This window comes from Rathayibacter sp. SW19 (assembly GCF_030866825.1).
Taxonomy (GTDB): domain Bacteria; phylum Actinomycetota; class Actinomycetes; order Actinomycetales; family Microbacteriaceae; genus Rathayibacter_A; species Rathayibacter_A soli.
In genome coordinates this window covers 2427683-2451646 of sequence record NZ_CP133020.1, presented here as the reverse complement: position 1 = coordinate 2451646, position 23964 = coordinate 2427683, and the positions used below count along the sequence as shown (strand labels likewise).

Here is a 23964-nt window from a genome sequence, read left to right as displayed (position 1 = left end):
TCAGATTCCGAGATCCGCTTCGAAGGCACCCGCCTCGAGCCGGTTCTTGACCGCGACAAGGAAGCGGGCAGCATCCGCACCGTCAACGATCCGGTGATCGTATGACAGCGCGAGGTACACACTTGACCGGATCGCGATGGCGTCGGTGCCGTTGGCGGAAACGACGGTTGGCCGTTTGGTGACGATACCGGTGCCGAGGATTGCCACCTGCGGAAGGAATACCAGGGGAGTGTCGAACAATGCGCCGCGTGAGCCCGTGTTCGTCAGCGTGAACGTGCCGCCGGCCAACTCGTCTGGCTTCAGTCTGTTGTCGCGCGTTCGAGCGGCCAGGTCAGCGATCTGTCGTGCCAGGCCCGAGATGTTCAGGTCGCCGGCATCACGAACGACAGGCGTGAGCAACCCGCGATCGGTGTCGACTGCGATCGAGATGTTCTCGTGATCCGGGTAGACGATCGTGTCGCCTTCGATCGTGGCATTGATCACCGGGTAGCTGCGCAGCGCTTCGGCTGCGGCGAGGGCGAAGAACGGCAAGAACGAGAGTTTCGTGCCGGTCTTTTCGAGAAACGCGGCTTTGACGCGATCTCGAAGCGCAGCGACGGCGGTGACATCTACCTCGACCAGCGAAGTCAACTGTGCCGAACTCTGCATGGAGATGACAGCGCGCTCCGCAACGACCTTGCGCAGTCGCGACATCGGTTGCGTCGTCCCGCGCAGCGGAGAAACCGTGACAACGACAGGCTGGGCCGCAGGAGCCTGCGCAGGTGTCGCGACGGCGGTCGCCGTGTTGACGATGTCCTGCTTGCGGATGCGCCCACCAACGCCTGTCCCGGTGACGGTCGACAGGTCGACGCCCTGCGCGTTGGCCAGCTTGCGCACGATCGGCGTCACGTATCCGGAGGCAGCATGAGACGGTCCACTGCTAGCCGGGGCTGTTTGCGGAGCAGCTTCTGCAAGAGGAGCCTCTGCCGCAGCAGCGGCGGGCGGAGCAGCGGCGGGCGGAGTTGACAACGTTTCAGCCGGGCCGGGCTGCGATGCCAGAACCGCGTCAGCAACCGGCTGCGGCGCAACCGCTGGTTCCTGGAACATCGCCGGCGTGGCTGGCGCAGGTGCTGCAAAGACGGGCGCCGGCACGACGAGGGGCTCGCCAGAAACGGGCTCTCCAGAAACAGGCGCTTCAGAAACAGGCGCTTCAAACGCGGGCGCTTCGGCGCCAGGTACCGCGGCAGCAGGTTCTCCTGCAGCTGCCGCACCGGTTCCGATCGTGACGAGAGCGGTTCCGACCTCGACGGTCTCATCCTCCTGCACAAGGATCGCTTCGATTACACCGGAGACCGGCGAGGGGATCTCGGTGTCGACCTTGTCTGTCGACACCTCGAGGAGCGGCTCATCCACCTCCACGTGGTCGCCAACGTTCTTCAACCAGCGGGTGACCGTGCCTTCCGTGACACTCTCGCCGAGTGCTGGGAGGCTGACGGATTCGCTCATGACCCTGTCTCCTTCGAAACCTGAATGCTTGGTGAGTAGCTTATTGCAGTTGCCGGGTAGTAGCCCGTGTGACTACAGCGTGTGCAGCGGCTTGCCCGCAAGATAAAGGAAGGCTTCACCGAGCGCTTCACCCTGTGTCGGGTGCGCGTGGACGAGGGGTGCGATGTCCTCTGGATACGCCTCCCAGTTCACGACCAACTGCGCCTCTCCGATCAGCTCGCCCACGCGACCGCCGATCATGTGCACACCAACGACAGGCCCATCGTTGACTCGTACGACCTTGACGGTTCCGCTTGTGCCGATGATCTCGCTCTTGCCGTTTCCGGCCAGGCTGTAGTCGTAGCTGGTGATCTTGTCCGCACCGTACTGCTCGGCCGCCTTTTGCTCGGAAAGCCCGATCGACGCGACTTCCGGATCGCAATACGTGACCTTGGGAATGTTGACGTCTTCGATCACGATCGGGTTCAGCCCTGCGATCTCTTCCGCGACGAAGATGCCTTGCTGGAATCCGCGATGTGCCAGCTGCAACCCGGGGACGATGTCTCCGACCGCGTACACTCCCGGAATGTTCGTGGCAAGTCGCTCGTCGGTGATGACGAATCCACGATCCATCGTGATTCCGACTTCTTCATAGCCCAGCCCGGCAGTAGACGGGCCGCGGCCGACGGCTACCAGCAACAACTCCGCATCCACGGTGTCACCGTTCTCAAGCGTGACGACGACGCCCTCGTCGTTCTGCGTGACGCCGGCGAAACGCACGCCGAGCCGGAAGTCGATGTTGCGGCGACGGAAGGCGCGCTCCAGCGATTTGCTGATCGACTCATCCTCATTCGGCACCAGGTGCGGCAGCGCCTCAATGATGACCACCTCGGCACCGAATGACTTCCACACGCTGGCGAATTCGACGCCGATCACGCCGCCGCCGAGCACCGCGACCTTTTTCGGCACAAAATCCAGTTCGAGTGCCTGTTCGCTCGTAATGACGCGTCCGCCGATTTCGAGTCCGGGGAGTGAGCGTGAGTACGAACCAGTCGCGAGCACGACGTGCTTGCCGGTAATGACGTCATCGCCGACCTGAACCGTCGTCGGCGAGGTCAGGCGGCCTTCGCCCTCGATTGTGACGATCTTGCGACCCTTGATGAGACCCTGCAGACCCTTGTATTTCTTGGCGACAATGCCTTCACGATACGAGGTGACCCCGGCAACGTCGATGCCTTCGAAGGTACTGGTGACCCCGTACTTCGCAGAGTCACGCGAGACGTCGGCGACCTCGGCTGCATGAAGCAGCGCCTTCGTCGGGATGCAACCGCGATGCAAACAGGTTCCACCGACCTTGTCTTTTTCGATCAGGCCCACGGAGAAGCCGAGTTCGCTGGCGCGCAATGCCGCCGCGTAGCCCCCACTTCCACCGCCGAGCACCACAATGTCAAAGTTCTGCTCAGACACCCAGCTACTCCTCGCGCATTGATGTTGTGCGACGCGGACCAACCCAGGCTGGTTGGCTCGGGCTGCCGCAATCCGGCAGGCTTTTCCTGCCGTATCGACCTTACTACTGAAGTGAATTCCGCTCGCCCTGCCGACGGCGCGCGACGGTGGTCCGTGGCTCATGTTCGCTCATGGCGTGCCCGGACTGCCGGTTCCCACAGGCGTCGCGATTACAGTTGAACTATGAAGGATCCGGGCGAGTTGTATCAGTGGGACGCAGCGCTGAGCGCTGTGCCGCGGGGGCTGCATCTCGTTGCCGGGTTGACCGGATTCGCCGACGCAGGCGGAGCCGTCACGCAACTCGGCAGCTACTTGCTGGGCGCGCTCGAGCATGTCGACGTCGCCGAGTTCGACAATGACCTCCTTCTCGACTACCGGGCACGTCGCCCCACAATCTCGTTCGATCAAGACCATCTCTCGGACTATCAGCCCGCAGCGCTGAAGTTGTACTTGGCATACGACGAAATGCACCAGCCGTTTCTGCTGCTGACCGGTTATGAGCCTGATTTTCGCTGGGAGCAATTCAGCGCAGCCGTTCTGGGGATCATCGACCAGTTGCAGGTGGCCAGCACCACTTGGGTGCACTCCATTCCAATGCCGGTGCCTCACACGCGGCCGATCAAGGTGACAGTCAGCGGCACCCGCACCGAGCTGATCGAAGCGCTGTCCGTGTGGCGTCCGAACACGCAGGCTCCGGCGACGGCGATGCACCTGATCGAATATCGTCTTCAATCAAGCGGACACCCGACGGTTGGGTTCGTACTTCTGATACCGCACTACCTTGCAGACACGGAGTATCCGGCCGCGGCGATCACCGCTCTGGAAAGCATCAGCGCAGCCACGGGATTGATCTTCCCGACGGATCGGCTGCGGCAGGAGGATCGCGATTTCGTGGCGAATATCGACGAACAGGTTGCCGGTAACGCTGAACTCGGGCGCCTCGTCGGTGCGCTCGAGGAGCGTCATGACGCTTACATGCAAGACAGCCCGCTTCGTTCACCGCTGATGCACGAGGATGGCGTGCTGCCGTCCGCAGACGAGATCGCCGCGGAGCTGGAGAACTTCCTTGCATTCCGTCGTCACGGCGACGACGAGCCGCACATCGATCGTTGACGCTGCGCGGTCCGTCACAGGCCCGTTGGCTGTGTGCGCCCGGTAGCCTTGCGCTGTGAATAGCCGTCGCGCCTGGATCGTATTCGGCGTCGGCGTATTCGCCTACCTGGCTGCCGTGATGCAGCGCACGTCGATCGGCGTCGCCGGGGTGGCCGCGACCGATCGGTTCCACACGAGCGCTGCGGTGTTGTCAACACTTGCCGTCGTGCAGCTTGTCGTCTATGCGGCCATGCAGGTGCCCGTCGGAGTTCTGATCGACCGCGTGGGCTCTCGCTGGTTGATGGCATCCGGCACGCTGTTGATGGTCGTCGGGCAGGTCACCGTCGCACTTGCGCCGACGATCGGTATTGCGGTGATCGGGCGGATCCTGGTCGGCGCCGGCGACGCGACAATATTCATCTCGCTCATCCGCTTGGTCAGTTCATGGTTTCGCGGCAGGATCGTGCCGCAATTGTCGCAGTGGGTCGGCAATATTGGTCAGCTCGGCCAGGTGCTGTCTGCGGTGCCGTTCGCGATCATCCTGCATCAATCCGGATGGACGACCGCTTTTCTCAGCGCAGCCTCATTATCCGTGCTGGCCGGGCTCGGCATCCTCGCATTCATCGCCGACCGTCCGAAGGATTCGACCGAGGGTCCGCGACCTGCTTCGTGGCGCCAGTCGATGCATCAACTTGGGATCAGTCTGCGCCGGCCCGGCACCCAACTCGGCTTCTGGTCGCACTTCACCACGCAATCGTCCGGCGCGGTTTTCAGTTTGATGTGGGGCTATCCGTTCATGGTCTTCGCACTTGGCTACAGCGCGGAGCTCGCCTCAGCCCTGCTGATCGTGATCGTCGTCGCAGGCATGGTCTTCGGGCCGCTCCTCGGAATCTTGACCGCGAGGCATCCGCTGCGTCGCAGCAACATTGTGCTCGGCATCATCGCCGCGATGGCACTCGCCTGGACTGTCGTCTTGCTCTGGCCGGGAACACCGCCGCTCTGGCTCGTCATTGCGCTTTTGGTGGTCGTCGGGGCTGGCGGCCCCGGTTCGTTGATCGGCTTCGATTTCGCTCGCACCTCCAACCCGCTGCACAATCTCGGCTCTGCCAATGGAATCGTGAACGTGGGTGGCTTCCTGGCCAGCTTCGTGATGGTGTTCTTGATCGGCGTCGTGCTCGACTTGCTCAACCACAACGCCGGTCAACCGGGTTCGGATGCCGCGACGCTGTACACGCTCGGATCCTTTCGGTGGGCTTTCGCGGTGCAATATCTGGTCATCGGAATCGGCGTGGGCTTCCTGCTCTCGGCACGTCGCAGGACTCGTCGCAAGCTGACCGAAGACGAGGGAATAGAAGTGGGTCCATTGTGGGTTGCAATCAACGAGGCATGGCGGCGTCGGCGGTAGGGGCCGTTGGCGCTCAGCTAGCCGAAAGCATGCAATAATTGTTTCTTGGACCCGTTCATTCCCGGTCGCCCAATGGAATCTTTCCAGTGAGCACAACACCAGGACTTGACATGGGTCCTCATAATGTCGAAAACACGGCACGTCCACAACACAGGACGTCCACAAAATTGCATGTCCACAACACAGCATGTCCGCAACGCAAGCATGTCCACAACACAACCTGAGCCGCGAGTGATGCCGCCTGCACCACGGGCGCGCGGTGTGAAAGGTGTATCCATGGCAACCCAAACCACCAAGGCTCCCGCGAATCGTGCAACAACCAAGGCCGCCGCGACCAAGACGGTTGCGCCGGTGAAGGCTGACGCCCCCACGACAGCGCCCACCAAGACAGCGCCCGCCACGACAGCGCCCGCCAAGACGGCAGCGACCAAGACCTCCGCGACGAAGACCCCGGCCACCAAGACGGCAGCCACCAAGACTGCAGCCACCAAGACTGCAGCGACCAAGACCCCAGCGACGAAGACGGCCACTCCTGCCACGAAGCGGCGCGCCAGCGCCAAGGCTACCGCCGAAGGCGTGCTCGATGACGAGCAGGCTCACGAGCCAGAGACGGACGAGGCAACGGCTGCTGACGACACTGACACTGCGGACGAGGCAGTCGCGCTTCCGACCGGAGCGCTTGTTCTGCGCGCCGTCGACGAGGACGATGACGTTCCGGTTTACTCTGCCACGATCACCGGTGCGACAGCCGACCCGGTCAAGGACTACTTGAAGCAGATCGGCAAGGTCGCTCTGCTGAACGCGGCCGAAGAGGTCGAGTTGGCAATGAGGATTGAGGCCGGCCTGTTCGCGGAGGACAAGCTCGCCAACAGCCAGGGGCTCTCCAAGGAACTCGAGCGCGAGCTGCGCTGGGTCGCCCGCGACGGGCAACGCGCCAAGAGCCACCTGCTCGGTGCGAACCTGCGCCTCGTCGTGTCGCTGGCCAAGCGGTACACGGGTCGTGGCATGCAGTTCTTGGATTTGATCCAGGAGGGCAACCTCGGTTTGATCCGCGCTGTGGAAAAGTTCGACTACACGAAGGGCTTCAAGTTCTCGACGTATGCGACCTGGTGGATTCGCCAGGCGATCACGCGCGCCATGGCCGACCAGGCCCGCACCATCCGTATTCCCGTGCACATGGTCGAGGTCATCAACAAACTTGCCCGCGTCCAGCGGCAAATGCTCCAGGATCTCGGCCGCGAACCCACTCCGGAGGAGCTCAGCCGCGAACTCGACATGACCCCTGAGAAGGTCGTCGAGGTTCAGAAGTACGGCCGGGAGCCGATCTCTCTGCACACCCCGCTCGGCGAAGACGGCGACAGTGAATTCGGCGATCTGATCGAAGACACCGAAGCAGTCGTTCCGGCAGACGCGGTCGGCTTCACAATGCTGCAGAAGCAACTGGAAAGCCTGCTCGACTCGCTGTCCGAACGTGAAGCAGGCGTAATTCGCATGCGTTTCGGTCTCGGTGATGGCATGCCGAAGACGCTGGACCAGATCGGTGACACGTTCGGAGTGACACGCGAACGCATCCGCCAGATCGAGTCGAAGACGATGGCAAAGCTGCGCCACCCGTCCCGTTCGCAGTCGCTGCGCGACTACCTCGAGTAGGCCGGTGCGCTATCGCTTCGCGGTCCTGCTGGGCCGCGCGGCGCGCTGGGCGCTCCGGTTGCGCGGCGGCGGGTCCGCCGTTCCAGGCCGTATCGTCCTCGCGATCGCACCGCGTTTCCTCGAACGCGCCGTCAGCAGACTGCCGCTCGGGCTGGTTTTCGTCTCCGGATCGAACGGCAAGTCGACGACCACGAACATGCTCACCGGAATGCTTCGGGAGAACGGGCTGACCGTGTTCACCAATCCGTCGGGCGGCAATCTTCCGCAGGGGATCGCGTCGGCCATGCTCGCGTCCGTGCCACTGGACGGGTATGTGCGCGGCGACGTCGGCGTGATCGAAGTCGACGAAGCGTACGGAGTCGCACTGGCGGAACGACTGAAGCCGAACGTCGTTCTGCTGCTGAACGTGCAGATCGACCAACTCAATCGGTTCTTCGAGCCCTCTCGAGTTGTCGACATGTTGCGTACCGTGGCCGGCTCCGCTGAGCGGCTGCTGGTTGTCAACCACGACGACGACAACCTTCGACGGATCGGCGCGGAGCGACACGCGGCCGGAGCCAGGACGGCGTCGTTCGCTGTCGCGCCCGAACTGATCGAGCAATCGCCGCACGGGCTGGCGACCGTGGCGGATGTTGCGCCATCGGCCGCACCTATTGTGCTTCCGGATGCCCGGGTGCGCGTGACGGGTGTCGACGATCGCGAGGCGACCGTCACCATCGACGGTGCGCCGGTGGTGCTCGCGCTTCCAGCCCGTGGCCTGCACTATGCCGTTGACGCGGCCGCCGCGCTTACCACGGCCCTCGAATTGCTCGGTGACCGCTTCTCTCCCACGGCAGCGGCGCGCGCGATGACCGGCTTGCGCACGGTTTACGGCCGCGGCGAGACCCTCACTGTGCACGGTGAGGATATCGAGATCATCATGATGAAGAATCCGCCGAGCCTTCAGCTCAATCTGGATTCGCTGACCGCCGCACCCCCTCAGGTGCTGATGGCCGTCGATGAGGGCACGCCCGACCCCTCCTGGATATACGACATCGACTTCGGCGTGTTGAACCAGGTCGACGTGATCAGCGGCACTAAGGCGTGGCAGCTGGCAACACGACTCGGCTACGCGCAAATCCCGATCGGTGTCGTGCTTCCCGAGCTCAAGGATGCCCTTGCCGCGTTCCTGGCGCTTCCCCGCCCCGCATCCGGCATCAAGACGATGATCGTCAACTATGAGCAGATGATGTTCATCCGCAAACAACTCGGGTTTCTGGATCTCGAGGGTGGGCAGTGATGGAAGGTCGGCACGCAACGCTGAATATCGTCAACCTCTACCCGAACGAGCTCGGAATCAACGGCGACGTCGGCAATGTGACGGCGTTGGTCACCCGCGCACGGTGGCGCGGCATCACGGTCGACGTACACAACCATCAGGTCGGCGCTGAGCTGCCGGATCAGATTGACCTGATTCACATCGGCAGCGGCCCCTTGTCGAGTCAACGCCTTGTTCACGCGGACGTGCTACGGCTTTCTGCTGCGCTGCGCTCGGCCGTCGACTCTGGCGTGCCGCTTCTAGCGATCGCGGGTGGTTGGCAACTGCTGGGGCGGGAGCTGACCACGCAGGTCGGTGAACGGATGCCCGGGGCGGGTGTGTTCGCATCGGCGGCGGTGCTCTCATCACAGCGGACCGTGGGCGAGATCCTGCTGCGACGAGGCGACACGGTGCTGGCCGGATTCGAAAACCATGGCGCGCTCACAACACTCGAAGCTGGGTCGTCGCCGCTCGGTCAGGTCATCGTCGGTGGCGGAAACACTCCGCACGCAGCGCGGGAAGAACGTGTGGAAGGCATTCGCTGCGGCGCTGCGATCGGCACCCAGCTACACGGGCCGATCCTGCCGATGAACCCGTCGCTCGCTGATGAGCTGCTGCGCGCTGCGCTTGACCGCCGCGGCGATGCAGCCCGTTGGGACGTTGCCGCCGCGCAACGCTCTGACCCGATTCGCACTGTGGACGAGTATGCGAAAGCAGCACGATCGGCGATCGCCGGCAGGCTCGGCTCCCGCGGGTGATCGTGTGCTATCCACCGCACGCGACTGGGTTCGCGAGATTGCTCATCCCCGGTAGCTACGCGGCACGCGCGCTGACAGATGCGTGACGATCTCATCTCCGATCGTCGACGCCCAGTGCGCCCAGTCAGCCGCCGTCGGCTCGTCGGCGTCGCCTGGCCCGAACACGAGTGCCGTGTCACCAACACGCGGCCGGGTGTCCTGCACGGCAACGAGCATACTGTCGACAGCCAGAGCGACGACAGGTGAACGTCGACCGTCCAGGAGAACCTGTGCGCGGCCGACGGCTCTGGTGGGCAGACCATCTGCGTAGCCAACGGCGACGCGCGCCAGCGTGCCCGGGCCGTCGTCGATCAGCTCCACAACGTCGGCCTGCAACGACATCACAGGGCGCAAACCGAGTTCGGCTGCCGTGCGGTCGTCGAACGGCGAAATGCCGTACGCCGCGATACCGAAGCGCACGAGATCAAAATGCGCCTGCGGCATCCGGATACCGGCTGAGCTGGCGGCGAGATGGAGCACTTCGAACCGTGCACCCAGCGCGTGGGCCGTGGCGACGGCGTCACGAAAGATCTGCAGCGCGGCTTCGTCGTCTTCGACGGACGCATCGGCAAGGTGCGACCAGGCGCCGCGGACGCGGATCGTTCCCGCGCGTTCCGCGGCCAGAGCTGCTGTGACGAGCGCCGGCCAGTCGGCAGGAGTGGCGCCATTGCGGCTGAGCCCGCTGTCGAGCTTCAAATGCACGACGGCCGGTTTACTCGCGTGCGCAGCAGCGATCGCGTGCAATTGCCACTCGGCGGAGACACCGAGTTGGATGTCCGCCTCAATGCCTGCCCGAAAGTCTGTGTTCGTGCCGTGCAACCACGCGAACAGCGGTGCGGCGACGCCCGCGTCGCGCAATTCCAGCCCGGCAGGAATCTCCAGCACAGCGAGCGAACTCGCACCGGCGGCGATCCCGGCCGTGGCGATCGGGATCAGCCCGTGGCCGTACGCGTTGGCCTTGACCGCAAGCATGGTCTCCGCAGGAGCAATACTTGAGGACAACAGCGTGACGTTGGCACGTAGCGCCTCGAGGTCGATGATCGCGCGCGCGCTCATCGCGAATACACCCTCTCGATGCGAGCGCCCAGCCCTGCCACGATCGCCTCGGAACAGATGCCCGTTGCGAGAGCCCAGTCCGCTGCGGTCGGTTCGCCGATTGCGCCGTCACCGAACAGCACGACCGTATCCCCGACGGACGGGGCCGCGTCTCCGACATCGATGACGAACTGGTCCATCGCGATCCGACCGCTGACCCGTGCCCGCACGGCGTTCACGAGCACAGGAGCACGATTGGATGCGACGCGCGGGATCCCGTCGGCGAAGCCGAGACCGGAGAGCACCAGCGTGGTCTCAGCGGAGGTTCGGTAGGTGTAGCCGTAGGAAACCCCACTGCCGCGGGGCACGCGTTTGACCGAGAGCACCTCGGATGTCAACCGCAGGGCGGGTCGTAGGTTGGACCGCAATGAAGGTGCAACAGCGGAATCCTGTTCGCCGAGCCCGAATAATTCCGGTCCGAGCAGGTGAGCATCGAACGCCGCTGCGACGCGCGGTCCTGCCTGTGTACCGACGTGGATGGGCAGATCGGGGTAATGGGCCGCAAGTGCGGTTCGAGCATCGTCATCCGAGACAACGAACCCGCGGATGCCGGCAGCGGCAAGCGCGGTGGCGACCGGCAGGAGTCCGTGCCCGTAGGCATCCGCTCGCAGGTCGGCGAACGCCGCGGGGGCGGCGCCCTGAGCGGTTGTCAGCACCCCGACATTTGCGACAATCGCCCGCAACGAGACATCGGCGCGACGGCGCACGCCTTTGACCTCTGCTGGCACGGTCACCGATCCGTGAAGAAAACTGCGATTGTGTAAGACTCGAAGGACGCGGCTTAGGCGCGCTGATCCTCGAACAAACGTGCCGACTCGTCGTGCCAGCTCTGCGCGATCGCTGACAGCTTTTCTTCGTGCTTCTTCGCGTGGTGTGCGCAGAAGAGGAGTTCGCCGTTGTTTACGACTACGCGCACATAGGCCTGAGCGCCGCAGGCGTCGCAACGGTCGGCAGCGGTCAATTGCGGTCCGGTGGCGAGCTCAGCAGCGGCACCGGTACCTGTGGCGATGTTCGACATGTTGTGCTCCTCCTGCAAAACCCGAACCATTCAACTCGGTACCTCCATACAAGCACGTTCTGCGTGCTCCGACGACTTCAAGACAGGGCATTTCGCTGAACGCGTAGCAGCTGTTCAGTGCCGGGGTGTCAATGGCGGTGGCGGAGCCCCCGCCTGGATACGCTGGAAGGCGGTGCAGAATCGGCTCTGCACGACTGCGCAACCGAGGAGACACATCCGTGGCCAGCTCTGATTATTCCGCCAGGCACCTGTCTGTACTCGAGGGACTGGAAGCGGTGCGCAAGCGCCCGGGCATGTACATCGGCTCCACGGATTCACGCGGACTGATGCACTGCCTCTGGGAGATCATCGACAACTCGGTGGACGAAGCCCTCGGCGGCTACGGTGCGAAGATCGAGGTCGTCTTGCATCCGGATGACAGTGTCGAGGTGCGCGATACCGCCAGGGGCATCCCGGTGGACATCGAGCCGAAGACGGGGCTCACCGGTATCGAGGTCGTGTTCACGAAGCTGCACGCCGGCGGCAAGTTCGGGTCGGGTTCCTACGCCGCATCCGGCGGGTTGCACGGGGTCGGCGCTTCCGTTGTCAACGCGCTGTCCGAGCGCCTCGACGTCGAGGTCGACCGGGACGGCAAGACCTGGGCGATGTCCTTCCGCAGAGGTGAGCCGGGGCTGTTCGCAGACACCGGTGCGCCAAGCCCGGATGCAGCATTCACCCCGTTTGAGAAGAAAAGCGAATTGCGCGTCGTCGGTTCGGTCAAGCGTGGGGTGACCGGCACCCGGATCCGCTATTGGGCCGACCGGCAGATCTTTGGGGGCAATGCTGATTTTCGAACGGATGACCTGCTCGGCCGAGCGCGCCAGACCGCTTTCCTCGTGCCCGGTATCGCGCTGGAGATCACGGACAATCGCGGTGAAGAGCCCGTGCACTCCGCCTTCGCGTTCGAGGGCGGCATTTCCGCGTTCGTCGACTATCTCGCGCCAGACTCGGCGGTCACGGACACCTGGCGTCTGACGGGAACAGGCAACTTCACCGAGACCGTTCCTGTGCTTCACGAGAATGGCGCGATGACGCCCACGGAGCTGCACCGGGAATGTCACGTCGACATCGCGCTGCGCTGGGGGACCGGCTACGAGACCGTGATGCGCAGTTTCGTGAACATCATCGCGACGCCGAAGGGCGGCAGCCATCAACTCGGTTTCGATCAGGGGCTGATGAAGTTCTTCCGACAGCAGGTCGACGCCAACGCGCGGCGCCTGAAGGTCGGAACGGACAAACTCGACAAGGACGACATCCTCGCGGGCTTGACAGCTGTGCTGACGGTGCGACTGCCCGAACCGCAGTTCGAGGGTCAGACGAAGGAAGTGCTCGGCACGCCTGCTGTGCGGGCGATCGTCAGCCAGGTGGTCACCTCTGCGCTGGCTGCACGATTCTCGTCGACGAAACGCGACGACAAGACCCAGTCGGCTCTGTTGCTCGACAAGGTCGTTTCCGAGATGAAGTCCCGGATTTCCGCGCGCGCCCACAAGGAGACCCAGCGTCGCAAGAATGCGTTGGAAACTTCATCGCTGCCGTCCAAGCTCGTCGACTGCCGCTCGAGTGACGTCGCGAACAGCGAACTGTTCATTGTGGAGGGCGACTCGGCGCTCGGTACCGCCCGGCGAGCCCGCGACAGTGAACACCAGGCACTGTTGCCGATTCGCGGCAAGATCTTGAACGTGCAGAAGGCTTCGGTCTCCGACATGCTCGGGAACGCGGAGTGCGCGTCGATCATCCAGGTGATCGGTGCGGGTTCAGGTCGCAGCTTCGACCTCTCCCAGGCGCGCTACGGCAAGATCATCGTGATGAGCGATGCGGATGTCGACGGCGCCCACATTCGAATCCTTCTGTTGACCCTATTCTTCCGCTACATGCGGCCGATGATCGAGGCCGGCCGGGTGTTCGCCGCGGTTCCGCCACTGCACCGGGTGATCGTGATGAACCCGGGCACGAAGCCCAATGAGACGATCTACACGTATTCCGAAGCAGAATTGCAAGGCGTGCTCGCGGGTTTGAAGCGCTCGAATCGCCGGTATCAGGAGCCGATCCAACGCTACAAGGGGCTCGGCGAAATGGATGCAGACCAATTGGCAACCACAACGATGGACAGAACGCACCGGATGCTGCGACGCGTGCAGGTTCCGGACGCCGAGCAAGCCGCCGATGTGTTCGAACTGCTGATGGGCAACGATGTTGCTCCGCGCAAAGAGTTCATCATCGACAGCTCTGACACGCTGTCGCGCGAGCGAATCGACGTCTAGCGATTCTCTGCTTACTCAATTCTCTGCTTACTCAAGTCGCTGCCGGTTCAGGTCGCTGTCTGCTCAAGTCGCTGTCGGTTCAGGATCCGATCGCCATGCCGACCGCGCCGATCACGGCGTCGAGACTCTGACCGGATGCGTCTCGTCGCGCCCCGGCTTCGGGCAGGCTTCGCAGTGAGCCGTCTGATCCGACGGCTCGAGCAGGAGCCGCTCCGACCCAGGCGAGCGACAGCTGATCCTCGCCTTTCAGGAAGCGCTGCGCGCGCACGCCGCCGGTAGCGCGACCCTTCGGCGGGTAGTCTGCGAATGCGCTGACCTTGCCGCTTCCGGTGTCCGCGCCAGCGAGCGTCGCACCACTGGTCGCAATGGTGACGACAAGCGCGTTTTCGCCGTCGGCGGCAGGCACCGCCCCGAAGAAGATCACCTCGGCTGCTGCACCCAGCTTGATACCCGCCATTCCGCTCGCAGCCCGCCCTTGCGGGCGCACGGCGGCTGCGGCAAAGCGCAGCAATTGCGCGTCAGAGGTCACGAAGACGAGTTCGTCGGTGTCTGCTCCCTGCACGGCACCGACCACTTCGTCGCCTGCCTTGAGGCCGATGAGTTCGAACTCCGGCTTGTTCGCCCAGTCCAACGGTGTAACGCGTTTCACGACACCCTGTCTGGTGCCGAGCGCGATCGAGGTCTCGGCGGTGAGCGAGACGACCGCCAACACGCGCTCCGCTTTGTCGGGTAGCGCGAGATAGTCTCGCGCTTTGACGCCGGCAGCGAGTTGAATCGAGTTCGCAGGCACGGCGGGCAGGTCGACGGGGGAGAACCGGAACAGTCGCCCCTTGTTCGTGACTGCACCGATCTCACTTCGGCTCGTCGTGGTCAGAGTCGAACGGATTGCGTCATGTTTGCTTCTCCGCGTCGGGGCCGTGATGCGGTCCAAGCTGCCTGCATCGTCGGCCTGCTGGTCGACGCGTAACATCCGTCCTGTTGCCGAGAGGAAAACTCGGCAAGGAGTGTCTGCCACCTCGAGCACAGCAGCGGTCTTTCGTGAGCCGACCGTCGCGATCGAAGGGCGCGCCTGCGTCAACAGGGTGCGCCGCGGGGTGCCGAACTTCTCGGCAACTGCATCAAGCTCAGCCGCGACGAGTTCTTTGATGCGGTCGTCGCTGCCGAGCAGAGACTCGAGTTGCGCAATCTCCTGCTCAAGCTGCGAACGCTCCGCTTCGAGCTCGATGCGCGAGAACTTCGTCAACCGACGCAAGCGCAATTCGAGGATGTACTCCGCTTGCACCTGACTCAGGTCGAAGACATCGATCAGTCTGGTGCGCGCCTGCTCCGCGTCGTCGCTGCCGCGGATGACCTGGATCACTTCGTCGATGTCGACGATCGCGATCAAGAGCCCGAGAACCAGATGCAGCCGTTCCCTGCGCCGTTCAAGGCGGAATCGCGAACGCCGCGTTGTGACACTGATGCGATGGTCGACGTAGACCCGTAGCAGTTCACGCAGGCCCAGTGTCTGCGGCCCGCCGTCGACGAGGGCAACATTATTGATCGAGAAGCCGTCTTCGAGAGGTGTGTGCCTGTACAGCTGTTCAAGCACAGCCTCCGGGCTGAAGCCGGTCTTGATACCGATCACAAGGCGCAACCCTTTTGTGCGATCGCTCAGGTCGGTGACGTCGGAGATACCGCTGAGCTTCTTTGAATTGACGCCGTCCTTGATCTTGTCGATCACCTTTTCCGGGCCGACCAGATAGGGCAGCTCAGTGACGATCAGGCCGCTCTTCCGTGCGGTGATCGCTTCGATCGTGACCTTTGCGCGTGTCTTGAAACTCCCGCGACCTGAGGTGTAAGCATCCCTGATTCCCGCGAGTCCGACGATGGTGCCGCCGGTTGGCAGATCCGGCCCCGGCACGAATTCCATCAGAGAGTCCAGATCGGCATCCGGGTTTGCGAGCAGATGCTTTGCGGCACCGACAACTTCGATGAGGTTGTGCGGGGCCATGTTCGTGGCCATCCCCACCGCAATGCCGCTCGCACCGTTGACGAGAAGGTTGGGGAACGCGGCGGGCAGCACTTCTGGCTGGGTCAGCTGATTGTCATAGTTCGGAACAAAGTCGACGACGTCCTCGTCGAGTCCGTCGGTCATGGCCAGTGACGCTGCAGCCAGGCGTGCTTCGGTGTAGCGCGCGGCGGCCGGCCCGTCGTCGAGCGACCCGAAGTTGCCATGGCCGTCGATCAGGGGAACGCGAAGGGTGAAGTCCTGCGCCATGCGCACCAGGGCGTCATAGATCGCACTGTCGCCGTGCGGGTGCAGCTTGCCCATCACCTCACCGGTGACCCTCGCCGATTTGACGTGGCCGCGATCCGGACGCAAACCCATCTGCGTCATCTGGTAAAGGATGCGTCGTTGCACCGGTTTCAGGCCGTCACGCGCGTCGGGAAGGGCGCGCGAATAGATCACCGAATATGCATACTCGAGGAACGACCCTTGCATCTCTGTCGTGACGTCGACATCTTCGATGCGTTCTGTGCTACCTGCCGGTGAGGTCTGTTCGTCTGTCGGGCTCATTCGTGCAATCTCGTGCTGCGCTCCTGCAATCAGTGCGTCACGTCGGAAGGGTGGGTGCGGTCGGACCCAACACGCCTATGGCAGACTGAACCCGATGGGCACCATGTTACCGGCCGGCTATTCTTCTGCACGAAGCCTTGCCGACGTTCTTCCAAGTTGCGTGGCAGCACTGGCAGGCCGGCCCAACCTGCTGAAACTTCCGCAGGTGGATCGCGTGGTTGTGATCGTCGTTGACGGGCTCGGTTCTCATCCGCTGAGGGCGCGCGCCGGCCATGCCCGGTTCCTCGCATCGCGGCTCACGCGGGCAACGACAATGATGAGCGGATTCCCAACCACGACTGCGGTCGCGTTGACGAGTCTGTGCACCGGAACGACGCCGGGCCGCCACGGCATGGTGGGATACACGGTGCTCGACCCGGTCGCCGACCGAGTCTTCAATCAGCTCAGCGGGTGGAAAGGGGATCCGGATCCGGCGGCCTGGCAGCGATGCCCGACAGTTTTCGAGTCGGCCAAGGCCGACAGGATCGCTGCTTTCGCCATCGGCCCGGAGCGTTACCGGTCGTCGTCTTTCAGCACCGCCATTCTGTCTGGTGCCGACTACGTGGGTGCGAAGACGATCGAGCACCGATTCGCGGCTGCGCGGCGCATTCTCGATGCGGGCGGTCGGAGCATCAGCTATCTTTACGTGCCGGAGTTGGACATTGCCTGCCATGCGCACGGGTGGCAATCGGATGCCTGGCTCGCCGCGTTAGAGGAAGTCGATTCCCAGGTGGCGGCGTTTGCCCACGAGTTGAAGAATCATGAAGCCGGACTGGTCACAGCGGATCATGGCGTACTCGACGTGCCGACGACCTCGCACGTGCTGTTCGACACGGTTCCCGAATTGCTTGAGGGCGTGCGGCATGTCGCCGGTGACCCGCGTTGCCTGCAACTCCACCTCGCGGCTGATGCTTCCGAGGCGGAGGCGGCCGCACTCGCTGCTCGTTGGACACACGTGGAAGGCCACCGAGCATGGGTCGCGACCAGGGCGCAGGCTATCGAAGCGGGTTGGTTCGGTGCGAACGTCGACCCCGCCATCGTGCCGCGCATCGGGCATCTGTTGATTGCGGCACGCGGGCGGATCGCGTACTACGACTCACGCACGGCGACGAAGCAATCGCTGGCGATGATCGGCCAACATGGCTCATTCACGGTCGAAGAACTGGCCGTACCGCTGATCGGCGTAGGCGCTTTCGCCTAGCGCCCATGCCCGGGGCTTTCGCATGGGTAGGGCTTTCGCCGAAGACAGGCGTTTCGCTACGCCAGGTCGTCGTCCGTTCTGGCCCCGAACACGATCTCGTCCCAGCTCGGCATCGACGTTCTGCCCTTCTTTCCCGGCGCAGTTTTCGATGGCGAAACCTTTCCGAGCGAGCCGCGTGATCCAGCCGAGTTCGCAACCTGGCGCTTCGGTAGTTCGGGAGCCTCCTGCAGGCCGTCGAAATCGTCGAGAGGCACATCGATTGCCGCCGGCGACAACTCCGCGCCCGCGGCTTCGCGTTCGCCCCGCCGACGGCGCAGCGCCTCGAGCAGATCGGCCGTCTGGTGTTGATCCTTCTGCGTGTCGTCCTCGGCACGTTTGATCGCGGTCACTGCGATCGCATTATTGCTCGCGGAGCTCGTGCGCCCGAACGGCGCAGGTTCAAGGTGCGGTGCAGCATCCGGTGCAGCGTGTACCGCTTCATCAGGAAAACTGAACGCACCGCTGTCAAAGCGTGACTCGTCCGGCAGCACGCTCGGCGTAACCGCCCGCAGCCGGGGGATCAGGCCACCCTGCAACTCGCCCTGCTGCGACAGCGTCGTGGCCTCGGAGTTGAGTGGAGACAGCGCGTGCTTGCGCGAGTCATAAGCCCATCGGGCGTCGTGATCGATCTCGTCTGCGGTGAAGGAGAGTTTGACGATCCAACCGCCATCTTGCTCTTTCCAACTCGCCCAGCGCTCTCCAGTCGCAGAAAGCGACGCAAGACGCTCCCGGATCACGACGCCGAACGTCGCCGCCTCACCGAGCGGATCGACGTCCGCGTTCGTGTGCACAGGTACGCCCAAAGCGGACGCGACGATGTGCTCACGCTCGGCCAGAATCGGGCCCTCGAACCGTTGCACGTATTCGACTGCAGCGCCCGTCAATGACGAAACCTCTTCTGCCGTCAGTCCCGACCGAATGTGAGACTGAACCTCGCGCGGCGAAACCTTGTGCCCGGTGGCCGGTCCCGGCTTGTTTTGGCGCAATCTGGACTGCAAAACCTCGTCGATCGCGATGCGGTACCGCTCGCCGTCGTCACTCGCGGCGAGGAGAGCACCGTTCTCAACTCCGATGACCTTCAAATCCTGCATGGTGAAACGCCTCTCCAGCTGTCTCGGTTCGTGGCTAGGATGCCATGAAGACGCCCGAAATCTCGGGAATATCTGTGGCGCGCCGCAAGTTGACCGTGACCAGAGGCGATCAGATCGCGGGATGGTTTGCAATTCTCTCAGGTTTGATGCAAACTGTGCCCGCTGATTTCGTTTGATCGGCAGTCACACGAGAAGTGGATGGGCATGGCAACGGATTACGATGCGCCACGAAAGACCGAGGATGACTCGGAGTCGATCGAGGCGCTCAAGGAACGGGTACCGGACAAGATGTCCGGAGTCGTTGACGTCGACGATGCCGACAATCCGGGCGGCTTCGAGCTGCCTGGCGCGGACCTGTCCGACCTCGATCTCGACGTCGTTGTTCTTCCCCCGCAGGCGGACGAATTCACCTGTGTGAGTTGTTTTCTTGTGAAGCATCGGTCGCAGATGGACCACGAGTCCAAGCTCGGACCGATCTGCATGGAGTGCGCGAGCTGACGCACCATTAGCCGCGTTCGAGCGGACGGCGCTGCGGGCCTGGCAAATCGCTGAGCACTCGCACCAATTCACCGGGTCGGCGTGTCGAGATCAGCCAGTACGGCGCAGGATCGTTGACGTCCAGCACCGCGACCTTGACGACCGGCTTGACCCAGCCGCGAATCAGCAGCCATGCCCGCGCATCGAGCTTCTGACCCCGCTGAAGCGTCGCCTCGTCGCCGTCGTACGCCTGAGCGTTTCCGAGAAGCGACCGTTCGATCCGCGCGCGCCCCGCGCTGAACGACTCTTCTGTCACCTGGATAGTCGCCGCGGAGTTCAGAAGCATCCAGACACAGACCGCATAAAGCACGATCGCCAAGATGACTCCGACGGCCATGTTGATCGGCGCGAACACCAAGATGCAGGCGGGAATGATCAATGCGGTGGAGATGAACAGCCAAGGGGCGGGCCACAGCCGCTCACGATACAGAACCATGCCTCTATTCGATCAGATTTCTGCACTACCCTCGACACGTGACTGATTCCATTGACATTCCGAGCAGAGCGGATGTCCTGCCGAGCTACGCTCACCCCGGTGACGCCGGGGCCGATCTGTGTTCGAACGAAGCGGCGACATTGGCACCCGGCGAGCGCAAGACACTCGGCACCGGGTTTGCACTGGCGCTCCCTGACGGCTACGTGGCCTTCGTCGTTCCGCGCAGCGGGCTGGCTGCCAGACACGGGATCACGATTGTGAACTCGCCGGGCACCGTCGATGCCGGATATCGCGGCGAGATAAAAGTCACCCTTCTCAACACGGACCAAACGGAGCCGTATGCCGTGGAAGTCGGCGACAGAATCGCTCAGATCGTGGTGATGCCCGTCAGTCGGGCCCGATTCCTTCCCGTCGACGAGCTGCCTGACAGCGCTCGGGGTGCCAACGGATTCGGTTCAACGGGCTATACCGTCTTGCAGTCAGGAGGCAACGCGTGAGCGGCACAGACAGCACAGATGGCAGCGGCAACAACGATCCGAACGACTGGGCGAAGTCGGCGCCGGAAGATCGTGCGACGGAGGGGCCGCTCGACGAATCGGAAGCGAACCCCGTGCGCCCGTACATCGACCTGGGTGGCGTGAAGATTCTGCCTCGTGAAGGGTTGCATCTGCGCCTCGAGGTCGAAGAGGAGACACAGCGCGTGGTGGCAGTCGGGCTCGATTACGCGGGTTCGACACTGCAGGTGCAGCCGTTCGCGGCACCCAGGTCAAGCGGGCTGTGGCACGAGATCCGGCAGCAGATCGCCGAACAGGTCAATCGGCAGGGTGGCCGCACCAGCGAGCAAGACGGAGTCTTTGGACCAGAACTTCTCGCCGAGATCCCGGTCGCCTCACCAGGCACCGTCGGTGAGACCCGCGTTGCGCGATTCGTCGGCGTTGACGGCCCTCGTTGGTTCCTGCGCGGCGTGATCGCTGGCGACGCCGCCGTTCAGCCGGAAGCGGCAGCGCTGGTCGAAGACCTTTTCCGCAGCATCGTCGTCGTGCGCGGCACCGTGCCGATGCCGCCACGCGACCTCATTCCGCTGCGAATGCCGCTGACCGGCGACGAAGCCGCAAACATCTGAGCTGACATGACAACCAACGAACCCGACCAGGACAAGACGCATCCTCCGCCACCGGACGGCGTGGCAGCATCTGCCCGGGAGAACTCCCTTTCCGGTGCGCTCGGTCAAAGCCTTGCTGCTGCTGCACAACGCAGCGGATTGGGTGCTGTCGCAGAGGGCCAGGCGCCGAGCGGCGCCGCTTTGCTTGCCGCAATGGGAGGCATCCGCGGGCTTGCCGAAACGATTCTGCCCGGGCTGGTTTTTCTGGTCGTGTACACGTTCACGATGAATGTGCCGTTGGCGCTCGGCGCGTCTGTCGTGATCGCCATCGTGTTCACGGTGGTGCGTGTGATCGGACGCACGCCCGTCACGCAGGCGGTCGCCGGGCTGATCGGGGTCGGGGCGTCCGCGGTCCTCGCGCTCCTCACCGGCAAGGGCAGCGACAACTTCGTTCTCGGGCTGATCACCAACGCCGCCTATGCGCTCGCAATCCTGATCTCGCTGCTGGTACGTTGGCCTGTCATCGGCCTCGCCGTCGGCTACCTGATGGGCGATGGTCTTGCCTGGCGTCGAGACAAGGCCAAGTACCGTGCGCTTCAATTGCTGACCGTGTGCTGGCTCGCGCTGTTCGTCGCACGACTGGCGGTCGAGGTGCCGCTGTATTTTGCCGACAACGTCTCGGGCCTCGCCATCGCGAAGCTGCTGATGGGCGTGCCGCTGTACGCGCCGCTCGTGCTGCTGTCCTGGCTCGTGGTGCGTTCCGTGTACAACCTGAAGCCGGCAAGCGCGGGATCGTAACCGCATGGCAGATGCGAGCGGCCTGACCCTCGATGAGGTGGCTGCGCGACGGGCGGCAGGGCAGATCAACGAGGTCAAACAGCCGGCATCGCGGTCGGTTGCGGACATTCTCCGAGAGAACGTCTTCACCTTCTTCAACGCGATCCTGACGGTGTGCTTCGTGGCGGTGCTGTTCGTCGGCGATGTGCGCGACGGCTTTTTCTACGGCGTCGTCATTGTCAACGCCCTGATCGGAATCGTGCAGGAGCTGCGCGCAAAATTCGTTCTCGAGCGCCTTGCCCTCCTCGCTGCGCCGACGAGCACTGTGCGGCGGGACGGTGCCGCCGTGAATATTCCGATTGAACAGATCGTGCTCGACGATGTGCTGATTTTGCGGCCGGGAGATCAGATTCCCGCCGATGCCTGCACGCTCGCCTCAACCGGGCTCAGCCTCGATGAGTCGATGCTCACCGGTGAGTCGGATCCCGTGGCGAAGGATGCGGGCGAGGCGTTACTTTCCGGATCGCACGTCATCGGCGGAACCGGGTACGCACGAGTGACGGCTGTCGGTGCTGACTCGTACGCGAACAAGCTGACGTCCGAGATCCGCAGGCACTCGCTGGTGCATTCGGAACTGCGCGACACCGTCAATCGCATCCTGGTGTACATCTCCTGGATCCTCGGCCCCGTGATCGTCATCACAATTGTCGGTCGGATCTTCGCGTACGGCGGCGTGCATCAACTCGTATACGGCGGCCAGTGGCGGCGTGCCGTCCTGGACGCCGTTGCCAGCGTCGTCGGCATGATCCCGGAGGGCCTCGTGCTCCTGATCAGCCTGGCATTCGGGGTCGCGGCCATCCAGCTGGCAACCAAGAAGGTCCTGGTGCAGGAGCTTGCGGCCGTCGAAGTACTCGCGCGGGTCGACGTGCTGTGCCTGGACAAGACTGGCACCCTGACCAGCGGCGAACTCGCGTTCGACCGGTTGATCGCGTTTGCCGGCATCCACGAGTCGGAGTCTGCGATCGCGTTGGCCGCGTTCGGCTCCGACGACGCCGGCAACGCCACCGCTCGGCTTCTCGCGCAGCATTTCTCGGCATCCGGTGTCTTAGTCGAGCGTCGACTCCCGTTCAGCTCCGCGACCAAATACAGCGGGGTGCAGTTCAGCACGGGCGGGCAGGCAACCGCGTGGTTTCTCGGCGCGCCTGAGCGGCTACTTGCACCACAGTCACTCGAACGCACAGAGGCCGACCGGATGGCCGCGACCGGCAGGCGCACACTCGCGCTTGTTCGCAGCACAGCTGCGCTGCCGGCGGTCACGTCAGCACAGCAGCCTGACGTCACCACGCTCCGTCCGGCCGCCCTTGTGATCTTCGCCGAGACGATTCGCGAGGATGCTCCGCAGACCCTGCGCTACTTCAAGTCGCAGGGTGTGCGCAGCATCATCATGTCCGGCGACAACCCGGTGACGGTCGCGGCGTTGGCGGGACCGCTCGGCATCGGTGGCGACGCCGTCGACGCATCCGGGCTCGACACCGACGACGCTTTGGCGGCCGCCCTCGAAGGCTCGAACATCTTCGGCAGGGTCAGCCCTGAGCAGAAGCGTGCGGCGATCGGGCTGCTTCGCACGGCTGGCCGCACGGTCGGAATGACCGGCGACGGCGTGAACGATGCGATGGCGATCAAAGACGCCGACCTCGGCATCGCGATGGGCACTGCGACAGCAGCGACCAAGGCGGTTTCGAGAATCGTGCTGCTGGACAACCGTTTTGATCGCCTGCCCGACGTGCTGGCGCTGGGTCGACGGGTGATCGCGAACGTCGAGCGCGTTGCGAATATCTTTCTCGCGAAGACCGTGTACGGGATCATCCTCGCCCTTGTCAGTGCGGCAACGTTCATGCCGTTTCCGTTCCTGCCACGCCAACTGACGTTGGTGTCCTCGCTGGCGATCGGCATCCCGTCTTTCCTGCTCGCGTTGGCACCGAACCGCCGGCTGTACACGCCAGGCGTGTTGCGCCGCATCCTGCGCTACTCGATCCCGACAGGGATCATCGCCGCATGTGCCTGCCTGCTGTCTTTCATTCCGATGCACCTGTTGCAGGTGGAGCGTCACGAGGCGCGCAGTGTTGCGACCGTCACTCTGTTCTGCGTGTCGCTGTGGATCCTGAGTGTGCTCACCCGGCCGTTGAGCGGGGCGCGCTTCGCCCTGTTGGCAGCCGTCATTGCCTCGTTCGTGCTGGTCTGCGTGATTCCGTTCACCCGGACGTTCTTCATGATGGATGTCTATGCGAACCTGACGCTCGTCTACGGCATCGCCGTCGGCGCGGTCGGTGCCGTGGGCATCGAACTCTTCTACCGATTCGCCAAGCGCCGCTCGCTCGTTTTCGACAGAGAATGAGCGCGCGCGGCGTCGCAGGATCAGGGGCGGATTCTGATAGAATTATCTCGATGTCGAGATAGTTTTCGAGCATGCGATGTGCGCTGACCGGGGTAAGGCAATCCTTGGTAGAGAAAACCTTCGCACCGGCACGAAGATTGACCGTGGGGGATCGCCAGCGCGA

Annotated in this window: 20 protein-coding genes; 12 read left to right on the top strand and 8 right to left on the bottom strand. The window is 63.6% G+C overall.

Annotated elements, in window-relative coordinates; all coding sequences use genetic code 11:
- Both sucB and lpdA read right to left on the bottom strand, forming a co-directional pair.
- On the bottom strand, positions 1–1485 hold the full coding sequence (sucB, locus tag QU604_RS11325; protein WP_308464740.1) for a 2-oxoglutarate dehydrogenase, E2 component, dihydrolipoamide succinyltransferase: 1485 nt from the start codon (positions 1483–1485) through the stop codon (positions 1–3).
- Positions 1486–1557: 72 nt separating this feature from the next.
- Entirely contained in the window at positions 1558–2931 is a 1374-nt protein-coding gene (gene lpdA, locus QU604_RS11320; protein WP_308464739.1) for a dihydrolipoyl dehydrogenase, read from the bottom strand.
- Positions 2932–3153: 222 nt separating this feature from the next.
- On the opposite strand from lpdA, the gene QU604_RS11315 reads away from it, so the two are divergent.
- The 5 genes from QU604_RS11315 (at position 3154) to QU604_RS11295 (ending at position 9172) form a co-directional block, all read left to right on the top strand.
- On the top strand, positions 3154–4083 hold the full coding sequence (locus tag QU604_RS11315; protein ID WP_308464738.1) for a proteasome assembly chaperone family protein: 930 nt from the start codon (positions 3154–3156) through the stop codon (positions 4081–4083).
- 55 nt (positions 4084–4138) lie between these two features.
- Entirely contained in the window at positions 4139–5467 is a 1329-nt protein-coding gene (locus tag QU604_RS11310) for an MFS transporter (protein WP_308464737.1), read from the top strand.
- 171 nt (positions 5468–5638) lie between these two features.
- Positions 5639–7117: an RNA polymerase sigma factor gene (locus QU604_RS11305; RefSeq protein ID WP_409349960.1), complete on the top strand. Its 1479-nt coding sequence runs from the start codon at positions 5639–5641 to the stop codon at positions 7115–7117.
- Positions 7118–7121: 4 nt separating this feature from the next.
- Entirely contained in the window at positions 7122–8396 is a 1275-nt protein-coding gene (locus tag QU604_RS11300; RefSeq protein ID WP_308464736.1) for a MurT ligase domain-containing protein, read from the top strand.
- Positions 8396–9172, top strand: a complete 777-nt coding sequence (locus QU604_RS11295; RefSeq protein ID WP_308464735.1) for a type 1 glutamine amidotransferase — start codon at positions 8396–8398, stop codon at positions 9170–9172. The genes QU604_RS11300 and QU604_RS11295 overlap by 1 nt, the downstream gene beginning before the upstream one ends.
- 42 nt (positions 9173–9214) lie before the next feature.
- Here QU604_RS11295 and QU604_RS11290 read toward each other — a convergent pair whose 3' ends face one another.
- From QU604_RS11290 to QU604_RS11280, 3 genes are read right to left on the bottom strand one after another with little or no spacing between them, the layout of a single operon-like run.
- The gene (locus tag QU604_RS11290) at positions 9215–10267 is read right to left on the bottom strand and encodes an alanine racemase (RefSeq protein WP_308464734.1); all 1053 of its coding nucleotides are present in this window, start codon (positions 10265–10267) and stop codon (positions 9215–9217) included.
- The gene (locus QU604_RS11285) at positions 10264–11040 is read right to left on the bottom strand and encodes an alanine racemase (RefSeq protein WP_308464733.1); all 777 of its coding nucleotides are present in this window, start codon (positions 11038–11040) and stop codon (positions 10264–10266) included. The genes QU604_RS11290 and QU604_RS11285 overlap by 4 nt, the downstream gene beginning before the upstream one ends.
- 47 nt (positions 11041–11087) lie before the next feature.
- On the bottom strand, positions 11088–11324 hold the full coding sequence (locus QU604_RS11280; protein WP_308464732.1) for a DUF7455 domain-containing protein: 237 nt from the start codon (positions 11322–11324) through the stop codon (positions 11088–11090).
- Positions 11325–11542: 218 nt separating this feature from the next.
- On the opposite strand from QU604_RS11280, the gene QU604_RS11275 reads away from it, so the two are divergent.
- Positions 11543–13624 carry a DNA gyrase/topoisomerase IV subunit B gene (locus tag QU604_RS11275; RefSeq protein WP_308464731.1) on the top strand — a complete coding sequence of 694 codons (2082 nt, stop codon included), beginning with the start codon at positions 11543–11545 and terminating at the stop codon, positions 13622–13624.
- A 79-nt stretch (positions 13625–13703) separates the two neighbouring features.
- Here the strand turns inward: QU604_RS11275 and QU604_RS11270 are convergent, their stop codons facing one another.
- Positions 13704–16184 carry a DNA gyrase/topoisomerase IV subunit A gene (locus QU604_RS11270; RefSeq protein ID WP_308464730.1) on the bottom strand — a complete coding sequence of 827 codons (2481 nt, stop codon included), beginning with the start codon at positions 16182–16184 and terminating at the stop codon, positions 13704–13706.
- A gap of 94 nt (positions 16185–16278) precedes the next feature.
- Between QU604_RS11270 and QU604_RS11265 the strand changes: the two genes are divergently transcribed.
- Entirely contained in the window at positions 16279–17424 is a 1146-nt protein-coding gene (locus tag QU604_RS11265) for an alkaline phosphatase family protein (protein WP_308464729.1), read from the top strand.
- A gap of 56 nt (positions 17425–17480) precedes the next feature.
- Here the strand turns inward: QU604_RS11265 and sepH are convergent, their stop codons facing one another.
- On the bottom strand, positions 17481–18554 hold the full coding sequence (sepH, locus tag QU604_RS11260; protein ID WP_308464728.1) for a septation protein SepH: 1074 nt from the start codon (positions 18552–18554) through the stop codon (positions 17481–17483).
- A gap of 204 nt (positions 18555–18758) precedes the next feature.
- On the opposite strand from sepH, the gene QU604_RS11255 reads away from it, so the two are divergent.
- A complete protein-coding gene (locus QU604_RS11255; protein ID WP_308464727.1) occupies positions 18759–19052 on the top strand; it encodes a DUF4193 domain-containing protein in 294 nt (97 codons plus the stop codon).
- 7 nt (positions 19053–19059) lie between these two features.
- On the opposite strand, the gene QU604_RS11250 is transcribed toward QU604_RS11255, so the two are convergent.
- Complete coding sequence (locus QU604_RS11250) at positions 19060–19527, bottom strand: DUF3093 domain-containing protein (protein WP_308464726.1); 468 nt, start codon at positions 19525–19527, stop codon at positions 19060–19062.
- A gap of 38 nt (positions 19528–19565) precedes the next feature.
- Between QU604_RS11250 and dut the strand changes: the two genes are divergently transcribed.
- The 4 genes from dut to QU604_RS11230 are packed head-to-tail and all read left to right on the top strand — an operon-like array spanning position 19566 to position 23801.
- Positions 19566–20024 (top strand): dUTP diphosphatase, encoded by a 459-nt coding sequence (dut, locus tag QU604_RS11245; RefSeq protein WP_308464725.1) that lies wholly within the window; start codon positions 19566–19568, stop codon positions 20022–20024.
- Entirely contained in the window at positions 20021–20650 is a 630-nt protein-coding gene (locus QU604_RS11240; protein ID WP_308464724.1) for a DUF3710 domain-containing protein, read from the top strand. The genes dut and QU604_RS11240 overlap by 4 nt, the downstream gene beginning before the upstream one ends.
- Positions 20651–20656: 6 nt before the next feature.
- A complete protein-coding gene (locus QU604_RS11235) occupies positions 20657–21427 on the top strand; it encodes a DUF3159 domain-containing protein (RefSeq protein ID WP_308464723.1) in 771 nt (256 codons plus the stop codon).
- 4 nt (positions 21428–21431) lie between these two features.
- Positions 21432–23801 (top strand): HAD-IC family P-type ATPase, encoded by a 2370-nt coding sequence (locus QU604_RS11230; RefSeq protein WP_308464722.1) that lies wholly within the window; start codon positions 21432–21434, stop codon positions 23799–23801.
- The last annotated feature ends 163 nt before the right edge of the window (positions 23802–23964 follow it).

Bases quoted from the DNA above. Each gene is read 5' to 3' on its own strand.
- sucB (WP_308464740.1), bottom strand. From the start codon at position 1,485: ATGAGCGAATCCGTCAGCCTCCCAGCACTCGGCGAGAGTGTCACGGAA.
- QU604_RS11315 (WP_308464738.1), top strand. From the start codon at position 3,154: ATGAAGGATCCGGGCGAGTTGTATCAGTGGGACGCAGCGCTGAGCGCT.
- QU604_RS11305 (WP_409349960.1), top strand. From the start codon at position 5,639: ATGTCCACAACACAGCATGTCCGCAACGCAAGCATGTCCACAACACAA.
- QU604_RS11295 (WP_308464735.1), top strand. From the start codon at position 8,396: ATGGAAGGTCGGCACGCAACGCTGAATATCGTCAACCTCTACCCGAAC.
- QU604_RS11290 (WP_308464734.1), bottom strand. From the start codon at position 10,267: ATGAGCGCGCGCGCGATCATCGACCTCGAGGCGCTACGTGCCAACGTC.
- QU604_RS11280 (WP_308464732.1), bottom strand. From the start codon at position 11,324: ATGTCGAACATCGCCACAGGTACCGGTGCCGCTGCTGAGCTCGCCACC.
- QU604_RS11270 (WP_308464730.1), bottom strand. From the start codon at position 16,184: ATGAGCCCGACAGACGAACAGACCTCACCGGCAGGTAGCACAGAACGC.
- QU604_RS11265 (WP_308464729.1), top strand. From the start codon at position 16,279: ATGGGCACCATGTTACCGGCCGGCTATTCTTCTGCACGAAGCCTTGCC.
- sepH (WP_308464728.1), bottom strand. From the start codon at position 18,554: ATGCAGGATTTGAAGGTCATCGGAGTTGAGAACGGTGCTCTCCTCGCC.
- QU604_RS11255 (WP_308464727.1), top strand. From the start codon at position 18,759: ATGGCAACGGATTACGATGCGCCACGAAAGACCGAGGATGACTCGGAG.
- QU604_RS11250 (WP_308464726.1), bottom strand. From the start codon at position 19,527: ATGGTTCTGTATCGTGAGCGGCTGTGGCCCGCCCCTTGGCTGTTCATC.
- QU604_RS11235 (WP_308464723.1), top strand. From the start codon at position 20,657: ATGACAACCAACGAACCCGACCAGGACAAGACGCATCCTCCGCCACCG.
- QU604_RS11230 (WP_308464722.1), top strand. From the start codon at position 21,432: ATGGCAGATGCGAGCGGCCTGACCCTCGATGAGGTGGCTGCGCGACGG.